The following is a 24,373-nucleotide window of genomic DNA, read 5'->3' as shown; positions in this document are numbered from 1 at the left end:
AAATGGGACCATAACCTTCACGCCTTCAGTTTTCAGTTTTCAGTTTTCAACTCTATGAAGTTATACACAGTCAACGCAGGCTATTTTAAACTCGACGGCGGTGCTATGTTCGGTGTCGTACCAAAGTCGATCTGGCAAAGGACCAATCCTGCTGATGAAAATAATCTGTGTTCCTGGGCGATGCGGTGCCTCCTTATCCAGGATGGCGATCGTTTGATCCTTGTTGATAATGGCATAGGCGATAAGCAGGATGAGAAGTTTTTGAAACACTACTATCTGCATGGTGAGGATACCCTGGAAAAATCACTGTCCAGCCATGGCTTTAAAAAAGATGATATTACTGATGTATTTCTAACACACCTGCATTTTGATCATTGCGGCGGATCTATAGAAAGAAATTCGGAGGGTAGCCTGGTGCCTGCGTTTAAAAATGCCACATTCTGGAGCAACCGCGCGCATTGGGAATGGGCTGTAATACCTAATGAACGTGAAAAAGCTTCTTTTCTGAAGGATAACATTCTTCCGATCCAGGAAAGTGGTCGATTAAAGTTTATAGACAATGAGGATGGTGTTCCATTTACAGACAATATCAAAATTAGATTTGCATTCGGGCACACCGATGCCATGATGCTTCCGCAGATTAGTTATAAAGGGAAAACGATTTTATACATGGCGGACTTGCTCCCGTCTGTCGGCCACATACCTCTCCCCTATGTTATGGCGTACGATATGTTTCCGATGAAGACCCTGGATGAAAAGAAAAGGTTCCTCGAAGAAGCGGTTGCAAAGGAATACATTCTTTACCTCGAACACGATCCTGTGAATGAGTGCTGTACGCTCGAAAATACGGAGAAGGGTGTTAGGGTTAAGGATACGTTCCGTTTATCGGAAATCAAGTAATTAGTTGTTAGTTGTTAGGCTAACGTACCCAACGGGATATGAACAATGAATACGCATGTGGGTTCTGGCTTTCGCCAGAATGACATTAAGTTAAGATTTGTACGTTCCAGTGGTCTGGACTGGCTGTGCAGACATTTTCGGAGGTTCCAGCGTCCGCTGGAATGACAACGCAGTGGGGGGATATGGGGGGATTCCAGCCTCCGCTGGAATCTGAGTGATTTTTACCAGATCATTTCAATGTTTTATTGTGTCTCCTGCCGGGGGTCATTTTATGATACAATCTCGTGCTGCGATTCCAGCGGAGGCTGGAATCTCCCTAATACCCTAAAAATTTTGTCATTCCAGCGAAAGCTGGAACCTACATACTGGCGTGTAATTACCGTAATATATGCTTAACTTAATGTCATTCTGGCGAAAGCCAGAACCTCATGTTTTAATTTACCGGACTTTAATAAATTGTTAATTGCAAACGTATGCAACTAACCAACACCTAAACAACAACCGTCTCCGGCTTAGTTCCAACAATACCATTAATATCTGCCATAATTTTGTCCGTTAATAACGGAACCACTTCAAGGGAGGTCAAAGTCTCCTTCAACTGTGCAGTTTTCGATGCTCCAAGAATTACAGTACTCACATTTGGGTTTTTCAAACACCAGGCAATAGCAAGTTTCGGCATAGATGTATTAAGCTTATCCGCGAGTTCTTTCAACTGGTTGATCTTTTTGAGATTCTCTTCCACAAGCCATCTGTCTTTCAACCACCCAAGGCTCTCCATACCAAAACGCGTGTCCTTTGGATCAGCATTGTTGTATTTTCCCGACAATAAACCAGATGCAAGCGGGCTCCATATCGTAGTACCCATTCCAAAGTTGCGGAAGAGCATCAGAAACTCTTTTTCAAGCTTGTCCCTCCACAGCATACTGTACTGCGGCTGTTCCATAACCGGGGCAACAAGGTGATTCTTTTCTGCGAAATAGTGCGCTTCCATAATCTCTGAGGCACTCCACTCAGAGGTTCCCCAATACAAGGTTTTCCCCTGCTGTACAAGTTGATGCATGGCCCAAACTGTTTCTTCGATTGGTGTCTCAGGGTCCGGGCGATGGCAGAACAGCAGATCCAGATGGTCAACCTGCAAACGTTTCATGGCGTTATGAGTACCCTCAAAAATGTGCTTTTTTGACAAGCCGATCATGTTTGGCTTCTTCTCTTCGGCGCCAAAATATATCTTGCTTGACACAATGTATGAACTGCGGTCCCAGTTCTTCTTCTTCAGTATCTTTCCCATGACCAACTCTGACTTTCCACCAGCGTAGCCTTCTGCATTATCGAAGAAATTCACGCCGCTATCGTAAGCGAGGTCCATAAGTTCTTCAGCTACTTTATCTTCGATCTGGTTCCCGAATGTAAGCCAGCTTCCGAGTGAAAGCGCACTTACCTTTAAACCAGATTTACCTAAACGTCTGTATTCCATAGTGTTGTATATATTTGATTTGAGGTTCTAAATTCATTAAAATTAGTATTTGTATCCGGAAAAATAATTTTATTCACCTATCCGTTAAAAACTTTACATAGGTCTGTATAATTTTATAAATTAAGCCCATTAAATTATATCTATCCGTACAGCACGGAAATCATAACTATGCAGCTTACCCAACTGGAAATCAAAGGTTTCAAGAGCTTTGGCGATAAGATCACTATCAATTTTAATGATGGTGTTACTGCTATTGTTGGGCCTAATGGCTGCGGGAAATCAAATGTTGTGGATGCGATCCGATGGGTTCTCGGGGAGCAAAGCACACGGATGCTCCGTTCCGAAAAAATGGAGAACATCATTTTCAATGGAACCAAAACACGCAAGCCATCGAATCTTGCGGAAGTATCACTGACATTCGACAACACCAGGAATATTCTTCCTACTGATTTCTCTAAGGTTACCATCACACGGAAATTATATCGTTCGGGCGATAGCGAGTACCGTTTGAACGATGTACAGTGCAGGCTGAAAGATATTACTGATCTATTCCTTGATACCGGCATCGGTTCCGACTCCTACTCTATCATTGAATTGAAGATGATCGATGAAATCATTACAAATAAGGATAATTCCCGCCGTCAGCTTTTTGAAGAAGCCTCGGGTATTTCTAAATATAAACTCAGGAAAAAGCAAACCTTCAATAAGTTAAAGGATACAGAATCTGATCTGAGTCGTGTTGATGACCTTTTGTTTGAGATTGAAAATAATCTTAAGACCCTGGAGAATCAGGCGAAAAAAGCCGAGCGATATTACCGGCTAAAGGATCAGTATAAAAATCTTAGCATTGCTCTCGCCTCATTCCGGATCATTGGATTCAGAGATGGATTAGCCAGGCTTGAAGACCGTGAGCAGCAGCAATTGGTTGATAATAGCGGGATCAATGCCGCCATTACTAAACTGGAGGCCCTTTTACAGCAGCAAAAACTCGACAGCCTTAACCTTGAAAAGAACCTTTCCATTCAGCAAAAGGCTACAAATGAGTTTATCTCAAAGATCCGTGCTTATGAAAGCGACAAGAAGCTAAAAAATGAGCAGCTTAAGTTTCTGGAGGATAAAAAGAGACGCCTGAATGAGGAGCTTGAAAAGGACAAAAATCAGCTTAATCATGTCTTCTACAATCAAAAAAGGTTAAACGAGGAACACTTACAGGAATCCGAAACGCTCGAAATGCTTCAAAACTCTGTTAAGTCTCAGCATGCTGATGTTGAAGAACTTCGCGTAACACAGCAGAAAGCTAAAGCCGATCTTGACATTCTGAGCCGGGAAAATAATGAGCTTCAGAATCAGGTTTATAAACTGGAAAAAGATATCGCCATATTAAATATCCAGCGGGATGCCCTTCATCAGGAAATCAATCGAAATGTAGCCGATGCTCAGGCGAAGGAAGGCGAGCTAAGTGAATTTAATAAAGTAATAACAGAGCTTCAGATTAAGGTTGACAGCAAGCAATCGGAATTCACCCTTGTAAAAGAACAAGAGGAAGAGCTTCAGCAGCAACTAACGAACATCAGCGAACAGCTAAGCCACGAAAAGGAGTTGTTGAACCAGGAAAGCCGGAAAGTTGATTCAAAACAGAACGAGTATAACCTGACCAAGTCAATGGTGGATAATCTGGAAGGTTTCCCTGAGTCTATTCGCTTTCTGAAGAAAAATGCCGGCTGGACTAAACAGGCACCACTTTTCTCAGACATTCTGTTCTGTAAAGAAGAGTATAGAATTGCGATAGAAAACTACCTCGAGCCGGTGATGAACCATTACGTAGTAGAAACTCAGACGGATGCTGTCCAGGCTATCCGTTTGTTGAGTGAAGCATCACGTGGCCGGGCTAATTTCTTTATCCTCAATGCCCTTAAATCCATCCCGCAAAGGCCTTCTATAAATTCAAGCAGCAGTGAAGTGATACCGGCAATGGATATCATTGATACTGATGCTAAATACAGGCCGCTGTGTGAGATGCTTTTATACAACGTCTTTCTCATCAAGTCAGGCGAGGAAGAAGAGCTTAAGTCCCCCCTTCCATCCGAGCAGGTTGTACTTCTTAGTAAATCGGGCATGTTTTCGAAAACACGGACCGGAATGTCGGGAGGCTCGGTGGGTTTATTTGAAGGTAAACGTATTGGCCGGGCTAAAAATCTTGAGAAGCTATCTAAGGAGATCAGCACAGGAGAAAACACAATGGCAAAACTGAAGAATTCAATTGATGAACAGACCCTCCGGTTAAATAGCCTGAAGGGTTCTTCACAAAATGAACAGATCCAGCAGCTTCAGTTTGATATCAACCGGCTGAACAATGAATTTACTTCTGTTAAAACGAAACAGGAACAGTATCTCGCCTTTATCGAAAATAGCCAGAACAGGAAGCAGGATATTGAATTAAAGATCAACAGCATTAGTAATGAGCTTTTAGCTTCAGAACCTCAGCTTCTTGAATTAAAGACGAATAGACAGATCAAGCAGGAACGGCTTGTCGCCGATCAGCAAAAATACAATGAGCTGTCAGAGCAGTTCAGTACCAGATCCTCAGCATATAACCAGGAGAACATTAAGTTTCATCAGCAGCAGAATAAGGTCTCAGGTATAGTCAAAGACCTGGAATATCGTGAAAGCCAGCAAACCAGTCTGGAAACACGGATCTCGGCAAACAACGCAGAGCTTGAAACTACCCAGATAAGCATTCTGGAAACCCTGCAGCATTCAGATCATTCTGATGATGACCTGATTGCCTTGTATTCTCAGAAAGAAGAGTTTGAAAAGGCTGTTCAGGAAGCAGAACAAACTTATTATGCCTCAAGAGGGATGATCACCGAGTCGGAAAATAATATTGCTTGTCTCCGGCGCAACAAGGAACAATCAGATGTTATCACAAATGAGATAAAAGATCAGAAGACTAATATAAAGCTTGAGCTGAATGCGCTTAAAGAGCGATTAGCTGTCGAGTTTTCTATCGACATCGCAAACTTACTGGATGAAGAAAGCGCTCCGGAGCATCAGTCGGATAGCGAACAGGACCTGCGTGAAAAAACCGAGCGCGTAAAACGTCAGCTTGATGAATTTGGCGCAGTCAATCCTATGGCAATGGAGGCATATCAGGAAATGGATGAGCGATACACGTTTATCCAAACCCAGAAAAAAGACCTCGCAGAGGCAAAAGTTTCGCTCCTGCAGACCATCAAGGAAATTGATGATACGGCAAAGGAAAAGTTCATGGAAGCTTTTGTAAAGGTGAGAGAACATTTCATAGTGGTTTTCCGTTCGCTTTTCAACGAGGAAGATAGCTGTGATCTGGTGTTAATTGATCCGGAAAATCCGCTTGAATCTGATATCGATATTCTGGCAAGGCCTAAAGGCAAACGCCCCCTTTCGATCAATCAATTGTCGGGAGGAGAAAAAACTCTTACGGCTACCGCTTTATTGTTCTCATTATACCTTTTAAAACCAGCACCGTTCTGTATTTTCGACGAGGTTGATGCTCCGCTTGACGATACCAATATTGATAAATTCAACAATATAATCCGGGAGTTCTCGGGACAATCACAGTTTATTATCGTATCTCATAACAAAAGGACCATTGCAAGTACCGACATTATCTACGGTGTGACCATGGCGGAGCAGGGAGTTTCGCGGGTTGTGGCGGTGGATATACGGGAAGTTGCATAACGAGATTCGAGGTCGGAGGTCAGATATCTGATGTCGGACGTCAGACATCGAGTTTGACCGACTAGAAAAGGTCAGACTTCAAACATCCGACCTCCGACATCCAAACACAACAAAAAATGAGAAAAACGTACTTATTAATCCTTCTCGCTCTTAGTACGGCAACAGCCTACTCCCAGATCATCGACCGGACTAAGCTTTTGGCCGATATACAAACTCTTTCTTCAGGAAAGTATGAAGGCAGGAAAACCGGTACACCTGGGAATAAATTAGCTGCAGAGTTTATTATTAAAAGGTTCGCTGAGATAGGCTTGAGCTCATATCCGAAAGGTTTTAAGCATCCGTTTAACTTTAAGACTCGTGCGAATGAGGAAAAACAGGGCACGAACCTGATCGGCTTTATAAAAGGCAAGCGTGATAAAGTAATTGTTGTTTCGGCACACTATGATCATGTGGGTGTCAGCGGAACCGATATTTATTATGGTGCTGATGACAATGCTTCTGGTGTGGGCGCGATGCTGGCCTTTGCGGAATACTTTACTAAGCACAAACCCCGGCACACGCTTTTATTCATCGCCTTTGACGCTGAGGAATCTGGATTGAGGGGAGCGGTATCATTTGTTAAGGAGCCTACCGTTGCCAAAGACAAAATTGCTTTGAATATCAATATGGATATGATTGCGCATAATGACAAGGGCGAACTCTACGCATCGGGTACATATAAGAACCCGGGCTTGAAAAGTATTATCGAGGGCGAAGACAAGAATACGGGCATAAAGATCCTTTTTGGACATGATCTGCCGGACTCCGGCAAAGAAGACTGGACCATGCAAAGCGATCAGGGCCCCTTTGCCAAAGAAAACATTCCCTTCATATATTTCGGCGTTGAAGACCATAAGGACTATCACAAGCCAACCGACACTTTTGCAAACATCAACCAGGATTTCTACTACGGAGCGTCAACGGCTATCCTGAAGAGTATTATCAAAATTGATAAGAAATGGGCGAAATAATTGCCACGCTCCGCATGCCTGCCGGCAAGCGGGCTCGCAATGACAAAGGTGTAGTTTGGTTGTTTTGCCACCCTACGCTCACAATGACAAAGATGTAGTTTGGTTGTTCGTTGTTGGTTGTTGGTTGTTCGTAAATGGCCGGCAGCCCGAAACTCTCCACTTTCAACTCTCCACTCTCAACTTAATAATTATCTTTGCAGGGCAAGCTGTTCTATCGCTGTTCCGCATTTGCGGAAGAGAGGAAAGTCCGGGCAACACAGGGCATTCTGCTTCCTAACAGGAAGGATTCGCTTAGGCGAAGACGGAAAGTGCTACAGAAAATAAACTACCCCCGGCCCTCGGGTTGGGGGAAAAGGTGAAAACGTGAGGTAAGAGCTCACGGTCTTCCCGGGTGACCGGGATTACGGTAAACCCCAGAAGTTGAAAGACCAAATAGGTTCCGGAAGTGAGGCGGCCCGCTTACAATCCCGTTTACGGGATATCCGGAATGGGTAGGTCGTTAGACTGCGTGAGTGATTGCGTGGCGGGATAAATGATAGAAGTCACGCTTACGCGTGGAACAGAACCCGGCTTACAGGCTTGCTTTTTTTAATGAATTTGAGTCCTTCCTTTGGGAAGGACTTTTTTTCAAACATGTTCTAATGTTGAAACAATCCTTATATTCGCGGGTTATGTTCGCAGACTAAAAGAGGATCATAAAAATCATATGGCAAAAATTTTGATAATTGATGATGAGAGGGCAATCCGTAATACACTGCGGGAAATTCTTGAATACGAAGACTACCTGGTTGAAGATGTAGACAATGGTCCTGACGCTCTGGAGCTTATTAAAAAGAATGAATATGACCTGATCCTCTGTGATATTAAAATGAATAAAATGGACGGTATGGAGGTTCTCACAGAAGGACTTGCTATCCAGCCAGATCTGCCGTTTATTATGATATCCGGGCACGGTACAGTTGAGACTGCTGTTGAGGCCAGTAAAAAAGGGGCTTTTGATTTCATCTCAAAACCACCGGATCTTAATCGCCTACTTATCACTGTTAGGAATGCCCTTGAGCGCAAGAACCTTGTTACCGAAACTAAAGTTTTAAAGCGCAAGGCAAGTAAGGTTCGTGAAATGCTGGGTAATTCTGCCGCTATAGACCGCATAAAAGATACCATTGAACGTGTTGCTCCAACAGATGCAAGGGTTCTGATCACCGGTGCCAATGGTAGCGGTAAGGAATTAGTTGCAAGATGGCTGCATGAGAAGTCAAATCGCTCCCACTCCCAGCTGATTGAAGTTAACTGTGCCGCCATACCTTCAGAACTAATTGAGAGTGAATTGTTCGGTCATGAAAAAGGCTCGTTTACATCAGCAATTAAACAACGGATAGGTAAATTCGAGCAGGCAAGCGGCGGCACCTTGTTCCTTGATGAGATTGGTGATATGAGCCTTTCAGCACAAGCAAAGGTGTTGCGCGCACTTCAGGAAAATAAAGTTACCCGTGTTGGTGGAGAGAAAGAGATCGATGTTGATGTACGGGTAATAGCTGCAACTAATAAAGATCTTCAGAAAGAGATAGAGGCTGGTAGTTTCCGTATGGATCTTTACCATCGCTTAAGTGTTATTCTCATTCACGTTCCTCATTTGACTGAACGTAAAGACGATATACCTCTGATCGCACAAAATTTCTGTGACGAGATCTGCCAGGATTATGGAATGCCTGTTAAAAAGATCAATGAGGCCGCTATGGAAGCTTTGCAGGCTATGCCATGGACAGGAAATATCAGAGAGCTTCGTAATATGATCGAACGGTTGATCATCCTTAGCGATAAGACTATCACGGATAAGGATGTTAAAACATTTGCTAATCCTTCGGCTGCAGTTCCGATGAGTGAAAGTGCTTCAAATGGATCAACAACTAACTTTGATCAGTTCACTAACTTCCAGGAGTATAAAGACTTCGCTGAGCGAGATTATATCAAGTATAAGCTTGAGAAAAACAACTGGAACGTATCAAAGACTGCTGACGACATCGATATTCAGAGAAGCCATTTGTACAGTAAGATCGAGAAATATAGCCTTAAACGAGCAGAATGAGTTATACGTAATACGTTTTACGTTATACGTGCTAGTCGGATAACATAACGCACCAGACGTAAAACGTATTACGTACAACGTATAACTATAAAGTTTTTATCTCCGTAACCAACTGCTGCAACACCGATTTCGCATCACCAAACAGCATTGAAGATTTTGGTTGGAAAAAAAGCTCGTTTTCAATTCCTGCGTAACCCGGGTTCATGCTTCGCTTGTTGATTATCACAAGTTTAGATAGCTCTACATCAAGTACCGGCATTCCATAAATCGGGGATGAAGGGTCTGTTTTTGCTGCAGGATTCACTACGTCATTTGCACCAAGGATCAGAACAACATCGGTAGAAGGAAACTCCTGGTTCGCCTGTTCCATTTCCAAAAGGCTCTCGTAATCTACATCCGCTTCTGCGAGAAGAACATTCATGTGTCCGGGCATACGACCCGCAACCGGGTGAATAGCATAACTAACTTCCACTCCTTTTTCTAACAATAGCTTCTCCAGTTCATGGCATACATGCTGCGCTTGTGCAACAGCCAGGCCATAGCCAGGAACGATCATCACCTTTTTTGCATAGCTCATTACAACCGCCGAATCACTGATGCTGATCTCTTTGTATGCGCCTTGCTCCTTACTGCCCGCCGCACCGGAAGCTCCGCCGCCGAATGAACCTATTAGAACATTGGTCAATGGCCGGTTCATGGCTTTGCACATCAAAATGGTAAGTATGGTACCTGCGGAACCTACCAGTATACCGCCCGTAAGCATAACAGGGTTATTGTATAAAAAGCCACCAAAAGCAGCTGCAACGCCTGTAAATGAATTCAGCAATGAGATAACAACGGGCATATCAGCTCCGCCGATAGGCAAAACGAAGAACAAACCGTAGATAATGGATAAGACAAATATTACGTAGAATAAAGTGCTTGCTGCCGGATCACCAGAAATTATCAGATACGCCGATAAGCCTATAATAACAGCGAAGATTAAAAGGTTGACGATATGCTGTCCCGTAAAAGAAAAGTCTTTGATATTACCGTTTAGCTTACTCCAGGCGACCATACTGCCTGCAAATGAAACCGTACCAATGATCAGTCCGGCAAAAATTATAAGAAGTGAACCTCTATCTGCAGCCTGTCCCGCACTGACCTGGTGCATCAGATGATCAAATTCGACAATAGATATCAGCGCCGCGCAGGCCCCTCCCATACCGTTAAATAAGCTTACCATTTCAGGCATGGCTGTCATTTTAACTTTCCTGGCAGCCATTGTGCCCAGCACAGTTCCAATCAATAAAGCCGCAAATATCCAGATGTAGTTCCCGAGTTTAACTCCATGCTCTTCATACAGAAAAATCGTCCCGAATATTGCAATAAGCATACCGCCAGCAGCAATCAGGTTACCCTTACGTGCACTTTCGGGATGGCTTAGCATCTTTAATCCGACGATAAAAGTTATGGATCCTATAAGATAACAGATTGTGAGGATATTTAATTCCATAGTTTGTTGTTGTTCGTTGTTTTGCCGCGCTGCGCGTGCCTGCGGTAGGCAGGCTCGCAATGACATCGATGGTTTATTGGTTAATTATCTATTTTCACTTTTTCTTCTTAAACATTTCGAGCATCCGGTCGGTAACCACAAAGCCGCCGACCACGTTCAGGGTGCCCAGAATAACAGCGAGAAATCCCAGAATAAGTGCTGTATAATTACCCGCTTCTGCTTTCCCCATCACTATAATAGCCCCGATTATCACTACCCCGTGGATGGCGTTTGCTCCACTCATTAACGGCGTATGTAATACACTTGGCACTCTGCCAATGACTTCAATTCCCAGAAAAATACTCAATACAACGATGTATATCATTTCCTGATTAAATGTGATCCAATCCAGTGCTGTTTCCATTATTAGTTGTTTTGCCGCGCTGCGCCTGCCTGCGGTAGGCAGGCTCGCAATGACAGCGACGATTGTTAGTTAATTACCAGAGATTCCGTTAATCCGGTCGTTGCATATCTCACCTTTATGGGTGATACATGCACCCTTAACCAGATCGTCTTCAAAGTTGAGATTAAGCTCGCCCTCTTTGCCTATGATCAGCTGCAGGAAATTCAGGATGTTTTTTCCGTAAAGCTTACTCGCATCGGCAGGCATCGTTCCCTGAAGGTTCGAATTGCCGATGATCGTTACGTTCTTATAAACCACAGTTTCCTGATCCTTCGTTTGTTCCGTATTGCCTCCCGTCACCGAAGCAAGATCAATGATGAGTGAGCCTGTTTTCATCGAATCGAGTACGCTATCCGGTAAAAGGATCGGAGCTTTTTTCCCGGGAATCTGTGCCGTAGTTATTATCACATCGGCTTTGGCTGCTACCTCAGCGATTCTTTGCTTCTGTTTTTGTTTATATTCCTCGGTTTGCTCTACGGCATATCCGCCAGCACCGGAAGCGTCTTTAGCTCCCTCCACTTCAATGAATTTAGCGCCTAAGCTCATCACTTCTTCCTTTACTGCGAGCCGCGTATCGAACACTTCAACCACCGCACCCAATCTTTTCGCTGTAGCGATCGCCTGAAGTCCGGCTACTCCTGCACCAAGGATCATCACCTTTGCCGGGGCGATACTGCCTGCGGCCGTCATGAGCATTGGGAAATATTTAGGCAATGTCATCGCCGCAAGAAGCACCGCTTTGTATCCGGCAATATTAGCCTGTGAGCTAAGAACATCCATGCTTTGTGCGCGCGTCGTTCGCGGCAGCATGTCCATACTAAAGGTTGTTAAGCCCATCTCAGCCCAGCTTTTAATTATTGGAACTTGTGAGAGCGGACTATACATCCCCAAAATCACAACAGAGCTTTTTAGTTTCTTAAGGTCGCCGGTTGTTAACGGGTGAATTGTTAGTAATACATCAGACGATTTAAGAACATTCTCCCTTGACGCGATCTCTGCCCCTTCCTGCTCATATGATGAATCCTGAGCAAAAGCTTTGGAACCTGCATTAGTTTGGGCCAGCACATCAATCTTATATTTTTTAAGAAGAGAAATATGCTCAGGAAGTAAAGAAACGCGTGTCTCTGGTGAAGGCTCGCACAAAATACCAATTGTCATGAATGTTCTGCTGTTAAGTGGTTATTGCCTAAAATAGCAAAAAGGAGGTATTGGTTGGTAGCGCATCGAAAAAAATACACAAGGAGTTATACGTTGTACGTTTTAAGTTGTAAGTCTGGATGGATAAGAATCGTTGATTCAATTTGGAACAGGGTTGACTTCGGGAAATCACTTTATACCGTCAAACGTTCTAAAATAGGGGCAAAAACGTACAACGTATAACGTACAACTTACAACTCAAAAAGCTATCTTTGCGCCTCAATGAAGTACATACGTAATTTTTGCATAATAGCACATATTGATCACGGTAAAAGCACTTTAGCTGATCGTCTTCTCGAATATACCAACACCATCACACACCGCGAGTCTCAGGCTCAATTACTGGATGACATGGACCTTGAACGTGAGCGCGGCATCACCATAAAAAGTCATGCAATCCAAATGGATTACGTCCAGGACGGACAGCCCTATGTGCTAAACCTGATAGATACTCCGGGGCACGTGGATTTTTCTTATGAAGTTTCCAGATCGATTGCGGCATGTGAAGGTGCACTACTGATCGTTGATGCTTCACAAGGTATCCAGGCTCAAACCATCTCTAATCTTTACCTTGCTCTTGATCATGATCTGGAGATCATCCCTATTCTTAATAAGATGGACTTACCTGGCGCCATGCCGGAAGAAGTTAAAGATCAGATCATTGAACTGATAGGTTGTAAACGTGAGGAAATTATACCAGCATCCGGCAAAACGGGCCTGGGAGTTCACGACATTCTGAGAGCTATCGTTGAGCGCGTTCCGTCTCCGAAGGGAAATCCCGATGGTGAGTTGCAGGCACTGATCTTCGATTCAGTTTTTAATTCTTTCCGCGGTATCATCGCATATTACAAAGTATTGAATGGTGAGATCCGTAAAGGCGATAAAGTTAAGTTCGTAGCCACTGAGAAAGACTATATCGCTGAAGAAGTGGGCACTTTAAAACTAACCCGGAAACCGAAAGATGTAATTAAAACCGGGGATGTAGGCTACATAATATCGGGAATAAAAGAAGCCCGTGAGGTAAAGGTCGGAGATACGATTACCCATAAAGAAAAGCCAAGCAGCGAGCCAATCAAGGGGTTTGAGGAAGTAAAACCCATGGTATTTGCGGGGATCTATCCTGTTGACACCGATGAGTATGAAGAACTCCGTGAAGCCATGCACAAACTTCAGCTGAATGATGCTTCCATTGTATTTGAACCTGAATCGTCCGCCGCCTTAGGTTTTGGATTCCGTTGCGGGTTCCTTGGAATGCTTCACATGGAGATCATCCAGGAAAGGTTAGAGCGTGAGTTCGACATGACAGTTATTACAACTGTTCCCAACGTATCATATAAAGCATTTACCTCAAAAGGTGTTGAAATCGACGTACACAACCCTTCTGACTTGCCCGATCCAAGTAAGCTTGAACACGTCGAGGAACCTTATATCAAAGCAAATATCATTACGAAATCAGAGTTCGTTGGGCCGATCATGTCGCTTTGTATTCAGAAGCGCGGTACGATCGTCAATCAGTCGTACTTAACTTCTGACCGTGTCGAGCTTATATTTGAGATGCCGATGGGGGAAATCGTATTTGATTTTTATGACAGGTTAAAAACCATTTCCAAAGGCTATGCGTCTTTTGACTACCATCAAATTGGATACCGCCAATCAGATCTCGTGCGATTAGATATCCTTCTGAACGCCGAACCGGTCGATGCCTTGTCGTCACTTATTCACAGGACTAACTCCTATAACTTTGGTAAAAAGATCTGTGAAAAACTAAGAGAGCTTATCCCGCGTCAGCAATTTGAAATTGTTATCCAGGCATCGATCGGCGCTAAGATCATTGCGCGTGAAACCGTTAAAGCTCTTCGTAAAGATGTGACTGCCAAATGTTACGGGGGAGACATTTCCCGTAAAAGGAAGCTTCTAGAAAAACAGAAGAAAGGTAAAAAGCGTATGCGCCAGGTAGGCAACGTCGAAATACCTCAAACAGCATTTATGGCAGTCTTAAAGCTGGATTAAGGCTAGATTATCTCTGTTCGCGATTAGCGAAAAATAAATGTGGAAAAGCCATTAAATGTGGATAACCTAATATTTAAATACGAATGCAGTTACTTGACGGAAAGTTTGTCTCTGAAAAACTAAAATCACAAATCGCGGAGGAAGCCGCTGAAGTACTTCAAAGTACCGGCCGCAAACCTCACCTCGTTGCCATTCTTGTTGGCCATGATGGTGGTTCCGAAACCTATGTTGCAAGCAAAATAAAGAATTGCGAGAAGGTTGGATTTGACTCCACGCTTTACCGTTATGAGAGTGACATTACCGAAGGCGAACTGTTAAAAAAGATCGAAGAAATAAATCTGGATCCTAAACCAGATGGCATCCTGGTTCAGCTTCCTTTGCCAAAACATATTTCTGCGGATAAGGTAACTGAACGCATCTCGCCGGAGAAGGACGTTGACGGATTTCATCCGGTAAATCTGGGACGCATGCAGCGCAACCTTCCCTCCTTTTTACCTGCTACTCCTTACGGGATTTTACTAATGCTTGCTGAATATAATATCGAAACCGCTGGTAAACATTGTGTTGTAGTTGGACGGAGCAATATCGTTGGCTCACCTATGAGCATCCTGATGGCACGCAATACAAACCCTGGGAACTGCACTGTTACGATATGCCACAGCAGGACCCCGGATATAAAAAAGTTTACCCTCGACGCCGATATACTCGTCGTTGCCATTGGGAAGAAGAATTTCATAACCGCAGATATGGTTAAGGATGGTGCGGTTGTTATTGACGTAGGTATGAACCGCGAAACATCAACTGAAACTAAATCAGGTTATAAATTATACGGGGATGTTGACTTCGAGAATGTAGCTCCAAAATCATCGTGGATAACGCCTGTACCGGGTGGAGTTGGATTGATGACAATTGTGGGTCTCCTTAAAAACACACTGGCCTCGGCAAAAAAGGAGATTTACTAAGTCACCAGAACTTCCACCAGCTCTCTTTCAGACCAACGTATATTCCATCCTCCCGTATCTCGGTGGGATATGTATATACATAATTGCCCTGCCCAGCCTTTCCGCGGCCGGTGGTGAGGTCAAATTCGTGGCGATGATAAGGGCAGACTATATTTCCATTGCTGCACCAGCCCAGGCTGAGATCAGCGCCGGCATGCGGACACTTATTTTGGATCACAAATATTTTATCCTGCGCTTTGACCGCACAAAGTCTTTTTCCGGAAACATCGATGCGCTTTATAAAATCCTCCCCCTTAAGGACATTCTCAGGAAACAGTTTAATCCAATTCATATAATATGTGTCACTGCTGTGTCGCAATACGTATTAATCACAGCCTAATACGCTAAACTAAGTATATTTGCATCCTAAATTACAAAATGGCACACCAAATACCAGCTGACGGCACCTTATTACCATTAATGGAAGAGTTCTACACCATTCAGGGTGAAGGTTTTCATTCGGGTAAGGCTGCTTATTTTATCCGTCTTGGCGGATGTGATGTCGGGTGCCATTGGTGTGATGTGAAGGAAAGCTGGGATGCCGAACTGCATCCGCTTACAAGCACAGATCAAATCGTTCAGAATGCAGAAAAATTTCCCGGGAAGGCTGTTGTTGTTACCGGGGGCGAACCCCTGATCTACAATCTCGATTATCTTACTGCAGAGCTTCAGGCAAGAGGTATTAAAACCTTTATTGAAACGTCCGGTGCGTATCCCCTCTCCGGGAACTGGGACTGGATCTGCCTCTCTCCCAAAAAGTTCAAATCTCCAAGACCAGACTTCAGTCTCGTTGCAGGCGAATTGAAAGTGATCGTTTTCAATAAAAGTGATTTCGCCTGGGCGGAAGAGCATTCTCAGCATGTTTCCGAAAATTGCAAGCTATACTTACAGCCTGAGTGGTCCAAATCTGCTGAGATGACACCGCTGATCATTGATTATGTAATGCAGAATCCCAAATGGGAGATTTCATTGCAAACACACAAATATCTGAATATTCCTTAATAACTATTTCTGATCTAGATTGTCCGTTGATGGTACGGCGTTTAGTGCGTTAGGGATTGATGTGAAAATCCCTGCCTGTCCGGCAGGCAGGCTTTTTTTGGCCTGCCAAAAAAAGATTGGAACGAAAAGCCCGGGCCCGCCCAAGCGGGCAACGCCATTGTAATTATAAAAAGAAAAACTTCAATCTCGTCCGCGAATCCAGATCTCGATCAGTCGACAGAATCCTATCTTATATCAAACACATTTTATATCAAAACACATTATCTTATCGTTTATAAGACAATTAGAAAAATCATCTATAAGGTATATTTTCTAACTTCACATACTGACTTATATAATGAGAAAAATCCTGCTGCTGTTACTATGCTTCTGCTCCATCGTGTCTTTTGGACAAAAAGTAACCTCATCCCAAAACAAGCTTGCTCAAAAATCCTACCTGCAGGCTAATAAATATATCGGAGATAAAGCCTATAATATGGCGATTACGGAACTCAAGAAAGCTGTTTCTGAGGACAATCAGTTTACTGCGGCGTATCAGCAGCTGGGCGATCTTTATCGCCGCCTTGGTGATTATCCTAATGCAGTTATCAACTATAAAAAGGTTCTGGAGATCGACCCTGCGTTCCATCATCTTACCTATTTCGGTCTCGGTGAAAGTGAATTAAACACCGGCGACTATGCAAACGCGCTTGTTCATTTCAAAAAATACGCATCCTCCACGGGATTAAGTGATGAGAGCAAAATAAGGACAGCTAAATATATAGCAGATGGTATTTTTAGCCTGGAAGCGATAAAAAAGCCGGTTAGCTTCAAACCTGTTAATATGGGATCAGGCATCAATTCGACTCAGGATGAATACCTCCCGGTTATTACTGCTGATGAAAGTAAAATTATATTTACCCGAAAGTCAAGTAACAATGAGGACTTCTATGCGAGTGTTAAAAGTCAAGAGAAATGGTCGGCGGCGAAAGCATTAAGCGCCAATATCAATACGTTTGAGTTTAATGAAGGTGCTCAATGCATCTCTCCGGATGGCAATTATTTGTTCTTCACTGGGTGTAATCGTCCTGATGGCCTCGGGCGATGTGATATTTATATCTCCAAGTGGGAAGGATCCGAATGGAGCCGGCCTTTTAACATTGGTGCTCCGGTTAATACCCCCGGATGGGAGTCGCAGCCCTCCATAAGCGCCGATGGAAGAACTTTATATTTTGTGAGCACCCGGAATGGCGGCAGAGGGGGTTACGATCTCTGGAAGTCCGATCTGATGGCTGGAGGCTCATGGAGCGTCCCTGTAAACCTGGGACCTGAAATAAACACTCCTTACGATGAGCACTCTCCGTTCATTCACCCGGATGATCAAACCCTTTATTTTTCCTCGAATGGATGGCCTGGTTTGGGTAATAAAGACCTTTTCATAACTCATAAAAAGAATCCCAGCGAACAGAAAATTTTATGGGAGAAGCCACAGAATCTGGGCTATCCGATAAACACATTTGGTGAGGAAAGTGGCCTGAGTATTAGCAGCAGCGGCCGACTGGCATTTTTTGCATCTGATAAGCAGGGAGGCTTAGGAGGTTTCGATATATACTCATTTGAGATGCCGGAAAACCTGCGGCCCAAACCCGTTACTTATGTTAAAGGTGTCGTATTCGATAAAACTAGCAAACAGCGTTTAGATGCGAAGATCCAGATTATCAATCTAAAAACCGGCAGTTTTGCTTTTGATGATTTTACTGATGCAGTTGCAGGTGAATTTCTGGCTACGCTTACTCCCGGCAATTCGTTCGCACTTAATGTGTCGAAACCAGGTTACCTATTCTATTCGCAGAATTTCACTCCTGACCTCAAAGAAGCTATCAAGCCTTATATGATTGAAGTGCCGCTTCAAAAGATCGAGATTGGTGGATTGGTGGTGCTGAACAACATATTTTTCGAAACAAATAAATTTGATCTGCTGCCTGAATCAAAGACTGAACTGGGGCAGCTGATTACCTTTCTCAGAGAAAATCCTGCCGTCTCTATTGAGATTGCTGGCCATACCGACAATGTTGGCGATGATAAATCAAATCAGGCATTATCAGAAAGCCGCGCTAAGACAGTTTATGATTACCTTGTAGTCAATAAAGTCCCTGCATCTAAACTTAACTTCAAAGGCTACGGAGAAAGCATGCCGGTTAATGACAATACCACTGAAATAAATCGCAAGAATAACAGGCGAACTGAATTTAAAATCATAAAAAAATAATATGGAACAAAACTTTCAAAATCATGCCCGTTTAGTTGTCGGATTTCACGGGGTGTTACTGGTGCTATTGCTTGCCGGGCTTATCGGTTCAGGTGTTAATCTTTACGAATCCATTTACAGCAGTAATCTTTACTCTGCAAGTCTTATTGTTTTACTATTTGTCTGCAGCGCTATAATGTACGCCTACGTCAGATTATTTCCATTAAGAGCACAAGATCGTTCAATCCGTGCGGAAGAAAATTTCAGATACTACATTCTGACAGGAAAACCACTGCCTTCGGAATTGAGGATAAGTCAGATAATTGCACTGCGCTTCGCCCCAGATGAGGAATTTCCTGACCTAACGATAAGAGCGCTAAAAGAAAAACTCAAACCAAAGGAAATTAAGCAGGCCATTCAAAAATGGAAAGCTGATCATCACAGGGTATAAGTCTTCAATTCCTTTTTAGCAAAAATATTACACTGAAGACCTGAAATTGACGCACTTATGAGTGTCCGTTGGCTTTTGCATCTTGTCTTTTATTAAATTTATTATCATGAAACCATCATGATTTTGCCAAAACCCGCAGGGATATGATTATCAAATCATGATCGCCCTGCCTACCGTCAGGCAGGTTCATCACAATTGAAAAAACAATAAATAAACGGATGAAAAAGATAGTCCTCCTGGGCCTGCTGATATTATTTGCTCTCAATATCTTCGCTCAATATCCTGAGGCCTCAATATCTAACGGACTTATCGAGGCCAAACTTTATTTACCAGATGCAAACAACGGCTTTTATCGGGCTACCCGATTCGATTGGGCAGGCATAGTGTCGAGCTTGAGATATAAGGATCATGAATTCTTTGGCCAATGGTACGTCAAGCATGATCCCAAAGTGCATGATGCAATCCAGGGGCCTGTTGAAGTTTTCGACCCTATCGGATACGATGCAGCAAAACCAGGTGAGACTTTCATAAAGATCGGCATTGGAACTCTGAAAAGATTAAATGCCAATCCTTATCGTTTTTCAAGCCAGTTCGAAATAGTAAATGGTGGAGAGTGGAAAGTGAAAAAGAAAAAAAAACGCGTGACCTTTATTCATGAACTGAGTGATGCCAGTGGCTACGCATATATTTATAAGAAGACCTTACGGTTGGTTAAAAATAGGCCAGAACTTGTGCTGGAACATAGTCTCAAGAATATCGGGAAAAATGTGATAGAGACCAGTACTTTTAATCACAACTTCTTTGTTATAGACAATCAGCCAACCGGACCGGATTTCACCGTCACTCTGCCATTTGAAATCAATAACCAGTCTGCCGGGAAAAACCTGATCAAGTTTGAGAATAAGCAGATGAACTATCTCAAACTGCTCACAAAAGGCGAAAGCACTATGGAATATCCAAAGGGCTTTACGGGTGACAGAGCGGAGGATTACGATTTTGTTGTTGCAAATTCCAAGACCGGGGCAAGTGTAAGAATTACATCAGACAAAGCATTATCAAATTTCATGTACTGGTCGGTACCTACAACACTTAGCCCCGAACCCTATATTAAGCTCAAAGCATTACCCGGCGAAAAATTTAAGTGGAATATCAAATACGAGTTTAAAAGTAAAGATTAATATATGTCAGACAGAAGATCATTTTTAAAAGCCTCAGGTGTAATTGCCGTTGGCGGTGTACTGCCGCAATAGGATCTGGATAAAACTATTGGAAGGCCATGCCCGGTCTTTAAAATTTTCTGGATGTGGGAAGCTGGTAGCTCTTAGGGCTCGCTTCCTACAGTATCGCTTCCCTCACACGGATAAGCTTAGTCATTAATCCCTCAAGGAGGTCCAGATTAAGCATATTCGCACCGTCTGACTTAGCGTTGGCTGGATCCGGATGTGTTTCAATAAAAAGGCCATCTGCGCCTACCGCAATCGCAGCTTTTGAGATGGTTTCGATAAGCGCTGGCTTCCCTCCTGTTACTCCGCTGCCCTGATTCGGCTGTTGCAAAGAATGGGTACAGTCCATCACGACGGGAACACCGAAGGTTTTCATTTCTGGTATACCGCGATAGTCGACGATGATATCCTGGTAGCCAAATGTATTACCGCGATCGGTTAGGATTACATTGGAATTACCCGAATCAGTTATTTTGTCTACCGCGAACTTCATTGAACCAGCCGAAAGAAACTGTCCCTTCTTCACGTTCACTGTTTTCCCGGTTTTCGCTGCTGCGATAAGAAGATCAGTCTGGCGGCATAAAAAGGCAGGTATCTGTAGTACATCGACAAATTCTGCAGCCATGGCAGCCTCATCACTTTCGTGGATATCTGTAACACATGGAATATCGAATTCACGTCCGACCTTAGCCAGGATCTTTAGTGCTGTTTCATCTCCAATTCCTGTAAACGAATCCAGTCTTGAGCGATTGGCTTTACGATAAGACCCTTTGAATATTAAAGGGATTTGAAGTTTATCTGTGATAGAAACTATACGTTCTGCTATTCTAAGGGCAATTTCTTCACCCTCTATTACACATGGCCCTGCCATCAGGAAAAAATTATTCGTTTGTGAATGTTTGATCCTGGGAATATTACTTATCATCAATTTCCTAGCTCCGATAAAAATTTAATACGCATTAATTGAACCTCTTCACGGGTGTAGTCATCATCTCCCAGCTCCGCCAGGGCATTATCGATCGAATCGACTTCTGAGCCCCGGAAATAATCAAATACTTCATCTTGCCTGTCCTCTTCAATTATTTCGTCGATATAATAATTTAGATTCAGCTTTGTTCCCGAGTTAACGATCGTCTCAAGTTCCTTTAGGATCTCATCGTATGAAATACCTTTAGCAGAAGCTATATCTTCTAAAGCGATCTGCCTGTCAATATTCTGAATTATAGAAACTTTCAACGCCGATTTATTGGCGGCGCTTTTAATAACAAGATCAATCGGGCGGTCAATATCATTCTCGTCTACATATTTCTTTATTAGATCGATAAATGGCTGACCAAATTTCATGGCTTTACCTGAACCTACCCCCTGGATCTGCTTTAACTCATCCAATGAAACCGGATAGTGGGTACACATCTCATCGAGTGAGGGATCCTGGAATATTACAAATGGCGGAAGGCTTTTTTGTTTGGCAATCTTCTTACGAAGGTCCTTCACCATTTGCAATAGCTGAGCGTCCAAAGCGCCGCCCTGGTACTGAGCTTCTTCAACTTCATCCTCAGCTGTCTCCATCAGATAATTAAGGATAAATTTTATAGAATGCGGATTTTCAATAAAAGCCCTTCCTGATTTCGTAAGCTTTAGCAGCCCGTAATTATCAATATCCTTTAGAACGAAATTATTCAATACAGCCTGGCGCATTAACGACTTCCAGAGGACTTCTCCTTCGCCTTTACCCGACCCGAATAAAGGCAGCTTATCATGTTCGTATGACGAGATCTGAGCATTATCAAGTCCCAGCATGAAATTAATGATATATTGATCGTCAAATTTCTCCCCAAAGTCGCGAATAACAGTTAATGCTCTTGACAAAGGTGCCTCAGCATCAAAATACTTCTTCGGATGCCGGCAATTATCACACATGTTACTGCATCCGGCTTCGTTAAAGTTTTCGCCAAAATAATGAAGTATCTGCTTACGTCTGCAAACTGATGATTCAGCGTAATCAATTACCTCTTTCAATATTTGTGTTCCTATTTCTCTTTCCGCAACAGGCTTATCCTTCATGAATTTAGTAAGCTTATCAATATCCTTTTGAGAGTAAAAAGCTACGCAAATGCCTTCGCCGCCATCCCGTCCCGACCTGCCCGTTTCCTGATAGTAGCCTTCCATGCTCTTAGGGATATCATGATGGATAACATAACGAACGTCTGGCTTGTCAATGCCCATCCCGAAAGCTATTGTAGCCACAATCACATCAACATCTTCCATAAGGAAGTTATCCTGTGTTTCAGCTCTGGTTTTTGGATCGAGGCCTGCGTGGTATGGAAGGGCCTTGATACCATTCAGTTTAAGTGCTTCAGCAACTTCCTCAACCTTCTTTCGGCTAAGGCAATAGACTATCCCGGACTTTCCCGAATTCATCTTTGCATATCGTACAATTTCCTTAATAACATCCCGCTTGGCCCGTACTTCATAAAAAAGGTTTGGCCTGTTGAAAGATGATTTAAAAAGCGACGAATTACTCATCTGCAGGTTCTTCTGAATATCCTGCTGAACTTTCGGGGTTGCAGTCGCAGTAAGAGCGATGATTGGAATATTTTCACCGATGTTATCAATAACCTGACGAATTTTCCTGTACTCAGGGCGGAAATCATGCCCCCATTCCGAAATACAGTGGGCCTCATCAACGGCGACGAATGAAATGGATATCCCCCGTAAGAAGTCAATATTTTCGGCCTTGGTTAAGGATTCCGGCGCTACATATAGTAATTTCGTCGCCCCGCTGGTAACATCTTCCTTTACCTTTGTTATTTCCGATTTATTTAAGGAAGAGTTAAGAAAATGTGCAATACTGTCAGTTCCGCCAAAAGCCCTTAGCTGATCAACCTGATTTTTCATCAGGGCGATGAGCGGCGAGATCACAATTGCTGTCCCATCGCTCATTAAAGCAGGCAGTTGGTAACAAATTGATTTTCCACCGCCCGTAGGCATTATAACGAATGTATCCTTTTTTTGAAGTATGCTTGTGATAATCGCTTCCTGGTCACCCTTAAAGTTATCAAACCCGAAAAAGTTCTGTAGATTATCGAATAACGATTTGTTTATTTCCATTGCCTAACTGGAAAAAATTGAAAATGGGTCATAATAATATTCAAAATAACATATTTTTGCGATAGATTATCTTTTTAACTAAAAAATAAATCTGGTTGAAAAATCCACAGGAAATACTAGAAATAGCAAAAAAAACACTGCAGATAGAGGCTGAAGGAATTATGCGACTTTCTGCTCAGTTAAACGAGGATTTTCCGGAGATAGTACATCAAATCTTATACCTAAAAGCCCGTGTAATAGTTACTGGCATCGGAAAAAGCGCAATTATTGCACAAAAGATTGTTGCAACGTTTAATTCTACCGGTACACCTGCCATTTTTATGCATGCTGCAGACGCCATACATGGTGATCTCGGGATGATACAAACCAATGATCTAGTTATTTGTATCTCTAAAAGTGGCAACACTCCTGAAATAAAAGTATTGGTTCCTTTGTTAAAACAATCTGATAATAAGCTTGTTGCGATGGTTGGAGACACTAATTCTTACTTAGCTACCCAGGCAGACTGGATTCTTGATACATCAGTAGAAGTCGAGGCGTGTCCAAACAACCTGGCTCCTACTACCAGCACAACTGCCCAATTGGCGATGGGTGACGCATTGGCAGTCTGTTTACTTGAGTGCAGGGAATTTACTAAAGAAGATTTTGCCAAGTACCACCCCGGGGGGTCTCTTGGCAAACGATTATATTTAAAAGTGGGTGATTTGGCTGCCCAGAACGAAAAGCCGGAGGTTTCATCAGATACATCTGTAAAAAACGTCATTATTGAAATTACTAAAAACAGGTTAGGAGCAGTAGCTGTTGTGGATAATGGAAAGCTTACTGGCATTATTACTGATGGTGATATCAGGAGAATGCTTGAAAAGAACAACAGCATTGACGGCCTCCGGGCAAAAGACATTATGAGCACATCTCCCAAATTTATTGACAAAGACGAACTTGCTGTCAATGCGCTGGACGTTTTGAGACATAATAACATCACTCAGATCCTTGTTGGTACCAACACCAAATATGAAGGTTTTAT

Annotated in this window: 18 protein-coding genes and 1 other RNA gene; 12 read left to right on the top strand and 7 right to left on the bottom strand. The window is 43.1% G+C overall.

Annotated features, from left to right (window positions below; all coding sequences use genetic code 11):
* The first annotated feature begins 54 nt into the window (after positions 1-54).
* Positions 55-900 (top strand): MBL fold metallo-hydrolase, encoded by an 846-nt coding sequence (locus WKF69_RS03995; protein WP_340379657.1) that lies wholly within the window; start codon positions 55-57, stop codon positions 898-900.
* Between the two features lie 490 nt (positions 901-1,390).
* Here the strand turns inward: WKF69_RS03995 and WKF69_RS03990 are convergent, their stop codons facing one another.
* Positions 1,391-2,374 (bottom strand): aldo/keto reductase, encoded by a 984-nt coding sequence (locus tag WKF69_RS03990; protein ID WP_340379655.1) that lies wholly within the window; start codon positions 2,372-2,374, stop codon positions 1,391-1,393.
* 168 nt (positions 2,375-2,542) lie between these two features.
* Between WKF69_RS03990 and smc the strand changes: the two genes are divergently transcribed.
* The 4 genes from smc to WKF69_RS03970 all read left to right on the top strand — a co-directional run bounded on the left by smc (position 2,543) and on the right by WKF69_RS03970 (position 9,190).
* Positions 2,543-6,094, top strand: a complete 3,552-nt coding sequence (gene smc / locus WKF69_RS03985) for a chromosome segregation protein SMC (protein WP_340379653.1) — start codon at positions 2,543-2,545, stop codon at positions 6,092-6,094.
* Positions 6,095-6,210: 116 nt separating this feature from the next.
* The gene (locus WKF69_RS03980; RefSeq protein ID WP_340379651.1) at positions 6,211-7,104 is read left to right on the top strand and encodes a M28 family peptidase; all 894 of its coding nucleotides are present in this window, start codon (positions 6,211-6,213) and stop codon (positions 7,102-7,104) included.
* A 198-nt stretch (positions 7,105-7,302) separates the two neighbouring features.
* An RNA gene (rnpB, locus tag WKF69_RS03975) (RNase P RNA component class A) lies at positions 7,303-7,694 on the top strand.
* 116 nt (positions 7,695-7,810) lie between these two features.
* A complete protein-coding gene (locus WKF69_RS03970; RefSeq protein ID WP_340379649.1) occupies positions 7,811-9,190 on the top strand; it encodes a sigma-54 dependent transcriptional regulator in 1,380 nt (459 codons plus the stop codon).
* 85 nt (positions 9,191-9,275) lie between these two features.
* On the opposite strand, the gene WKF69_RS03965 is transcribed toward WKF69_RS03970, so the two are convergent.
* The 3 genes from WKF69_RS03965 to WKF69_RS03955 form a co-directional block, all read right to left on the bottom strand.
* On the bottom strand, positions 9,276-10,685 hold the full coding sequence (locus WKF69_RS03965) for an NAD(P)(+) transhydrogenase (Re/Si-specific) subunit beta (RefSeq protein ID WP_340379647.1): 1,410 nt from the start codon (positions 10,683-10,685) through the stop codon (positions 9,276-9,278).
* Positions 10,686-10,779: 94 nt separating this feature from the next.
* Positions 10,780-11,088, bottom strand: a complete 309-nt coding sequence (locus WKF69_RS03960) for an NAD(P) transhydrogenase subunit alpha (RefSeq protein ID WP_340379646.1) — start codon at positions 11,086-11,088, stop codon at positions 10,780-10,782.
* A gap of 69 nt (positions 11,089-11,157) precedes the next feature.
* Positions 11,158-12,285, bottom strand: coding sequence for an NAD(P) transhydrogenase subunit alpha (locus WKF69_RS03955; RefSeq protein ID WP_340379645.1), 1,128 nt, complete (start codon positions 12,283-12,285; stop codon positions 11,158-11,160).
* A gap of 261 nt (positions 12,286-12,546) precedes the next feature.
* Here WKF69_RS03955 and lepA point away from each other — a divergent pair, with 261 nt between their 5' ends.
* Positions 12,547-14,334 carry a translation elongation factor 4 gene (gene lepA / locus WKF69_RS03950; protein ID WP_340379644.1) on the top strand — a complete coding sequence of 596 codons (1,788 nt, stop codon included), beginning with the start codon at positions 12,547-12,549 and terminating at the stop codon, positions 14,332-14,334.
* Positions 14,335-14,417: 83 nt separating this feature from the next.
* Complete coding sequence (locus WKF69_RS03945; RefSeq protein WP_340379642.1) at positions 14,418-15,296, top strand: tetrahydrofolate dehydrogenase/cyclohydrolase catalytic domain-containing protein; 879 nt, start codon at positions 14,418-14,420, stop codon at positions 15,294-15,296.
* Position 15,297: 1 nt separating this feature from the next.
* On the opposite strand, the gene WKF69_RS03940 is transcribed toward WKF69_RS03945, so the two are convergent.
* Positions 15,298-15,627: a Rieske 2Fe-2S domain-containing protein gene (locus WKF69_RS03940; protein WP_340379640.1), complete on the bottom strand. Its 330-nt coding sequence runs from the start codon at positions 15,625-15,627 to the stop codon at positions 15,298-15,300.
* 86 nt (positions 15,628-15,713) lie between these two features.
* Between WKF69_RS03940 and WKF69_RS03935 the strand changes: the two genes are divergently transcribed.
* From WKF69_RS03935 to WKF69_RS03920, 4 genes are all read left to right on the top strand, one after another.
* Positions 15,714-16,337: a 7-carboxy-7-deazaguanine synthase QueE gene (locus WKF69_RS03935; protein WP_340379638.1), complete on the top strand. Its 624-nt coding sequence runs from the start codon at positions 15,714-15,716 to the stop codon at positions 16,335-16,337.
* A 337-nt stretch (positions 16,338-16,674) separates the two neighbouring features.
* Positions 16,675-18,585, top strand: coding sequence for an OmpA family protein (locus tag WKF69_RS03930; RefSeq protein ID WP_340379635.1), 1,911 nt, complete (start codon positions 16,675-16,677; stop codon positions 18,583-18,585).
* Position 18,586: 1 nt separating this feature from the next.
* Positions 18,587-19,015 (top strand): DUF6526 family protein, encoded by a 429-nt coding sequence (locus WKF69_RS03925; protein WP_340379633.1) that lies wholly within the window; start codon positions 18,587-18,589, stop codon positions 19,013-19,015.
* 218 nt (positions 19,016-19,233) lie between these two features.
* Positions 19,234-20,193, top strand: a complete 960-nt coding sequence (locus WKF69_RS03920) for a hypothetical protein (protein ID WP_340379631.1) — start codon at positions 19,234-19,236, stop codon at positions 20,191-20,193.
* A 157-nt stretch (positions 20,194-20,350) separates the two neighbouring features.
* Here the strand turns inward: WKF69_RS03920 and kdsA are convergent, their stop codons facing one another.
* Together kdsA and recQ are read right to left on the bottom strand one after the other, a co-directional pair.
* Complete coding sequence (gene kdsA, locus WKF69_RS03915; protein WP_340379629.1) at positions 20,351-21,163, bottom strand: 3-deoxy-8-phosphooctulonate synthase; 813 nt, start codon at positions 21,161-21,163, stop codon at positions 20,351-20,353.
* Positions 21,163-23,349 (bottom strand): DNA helicase RecQ, encoded by a 2,187-nt coding sequence (recQ, locus tag WKF69_RS03910; protein WP_340379627.1) that lies wholly within the window; start codon positions 23,347-23,349, stop codon positions 21,163-21,165. Before recQ ends, kdsA begins: the two co-directional genes overlap by 1 nt.
* Positions 23,350-23,444: 95 nt before the next feature.
* Between recQ and WKF69_RS03905 the strand changes: the two genes are divergently transcribed.
* The coding region (locus WKF69_RS03905) for a KpsF/GutQ family sugar-phosphate isomerase (RefSeq protein WP_340379625.1) at positions 23,445-24,373 on the top strand (929 nt) is incomplete at its 3' end.

Origin of the sequence: Daejeonella sp. (assembly GCF_037719425.1) — a bacterium.
Lineage (GTDB): Bacteria > Bacteroidota > Bacteroidia > Sphingobacteriales > Sphingobacteriaceae > Daejeonella.
This window is presented reverse-complemented; position numbering and strand designations above follow the sequence as displayed.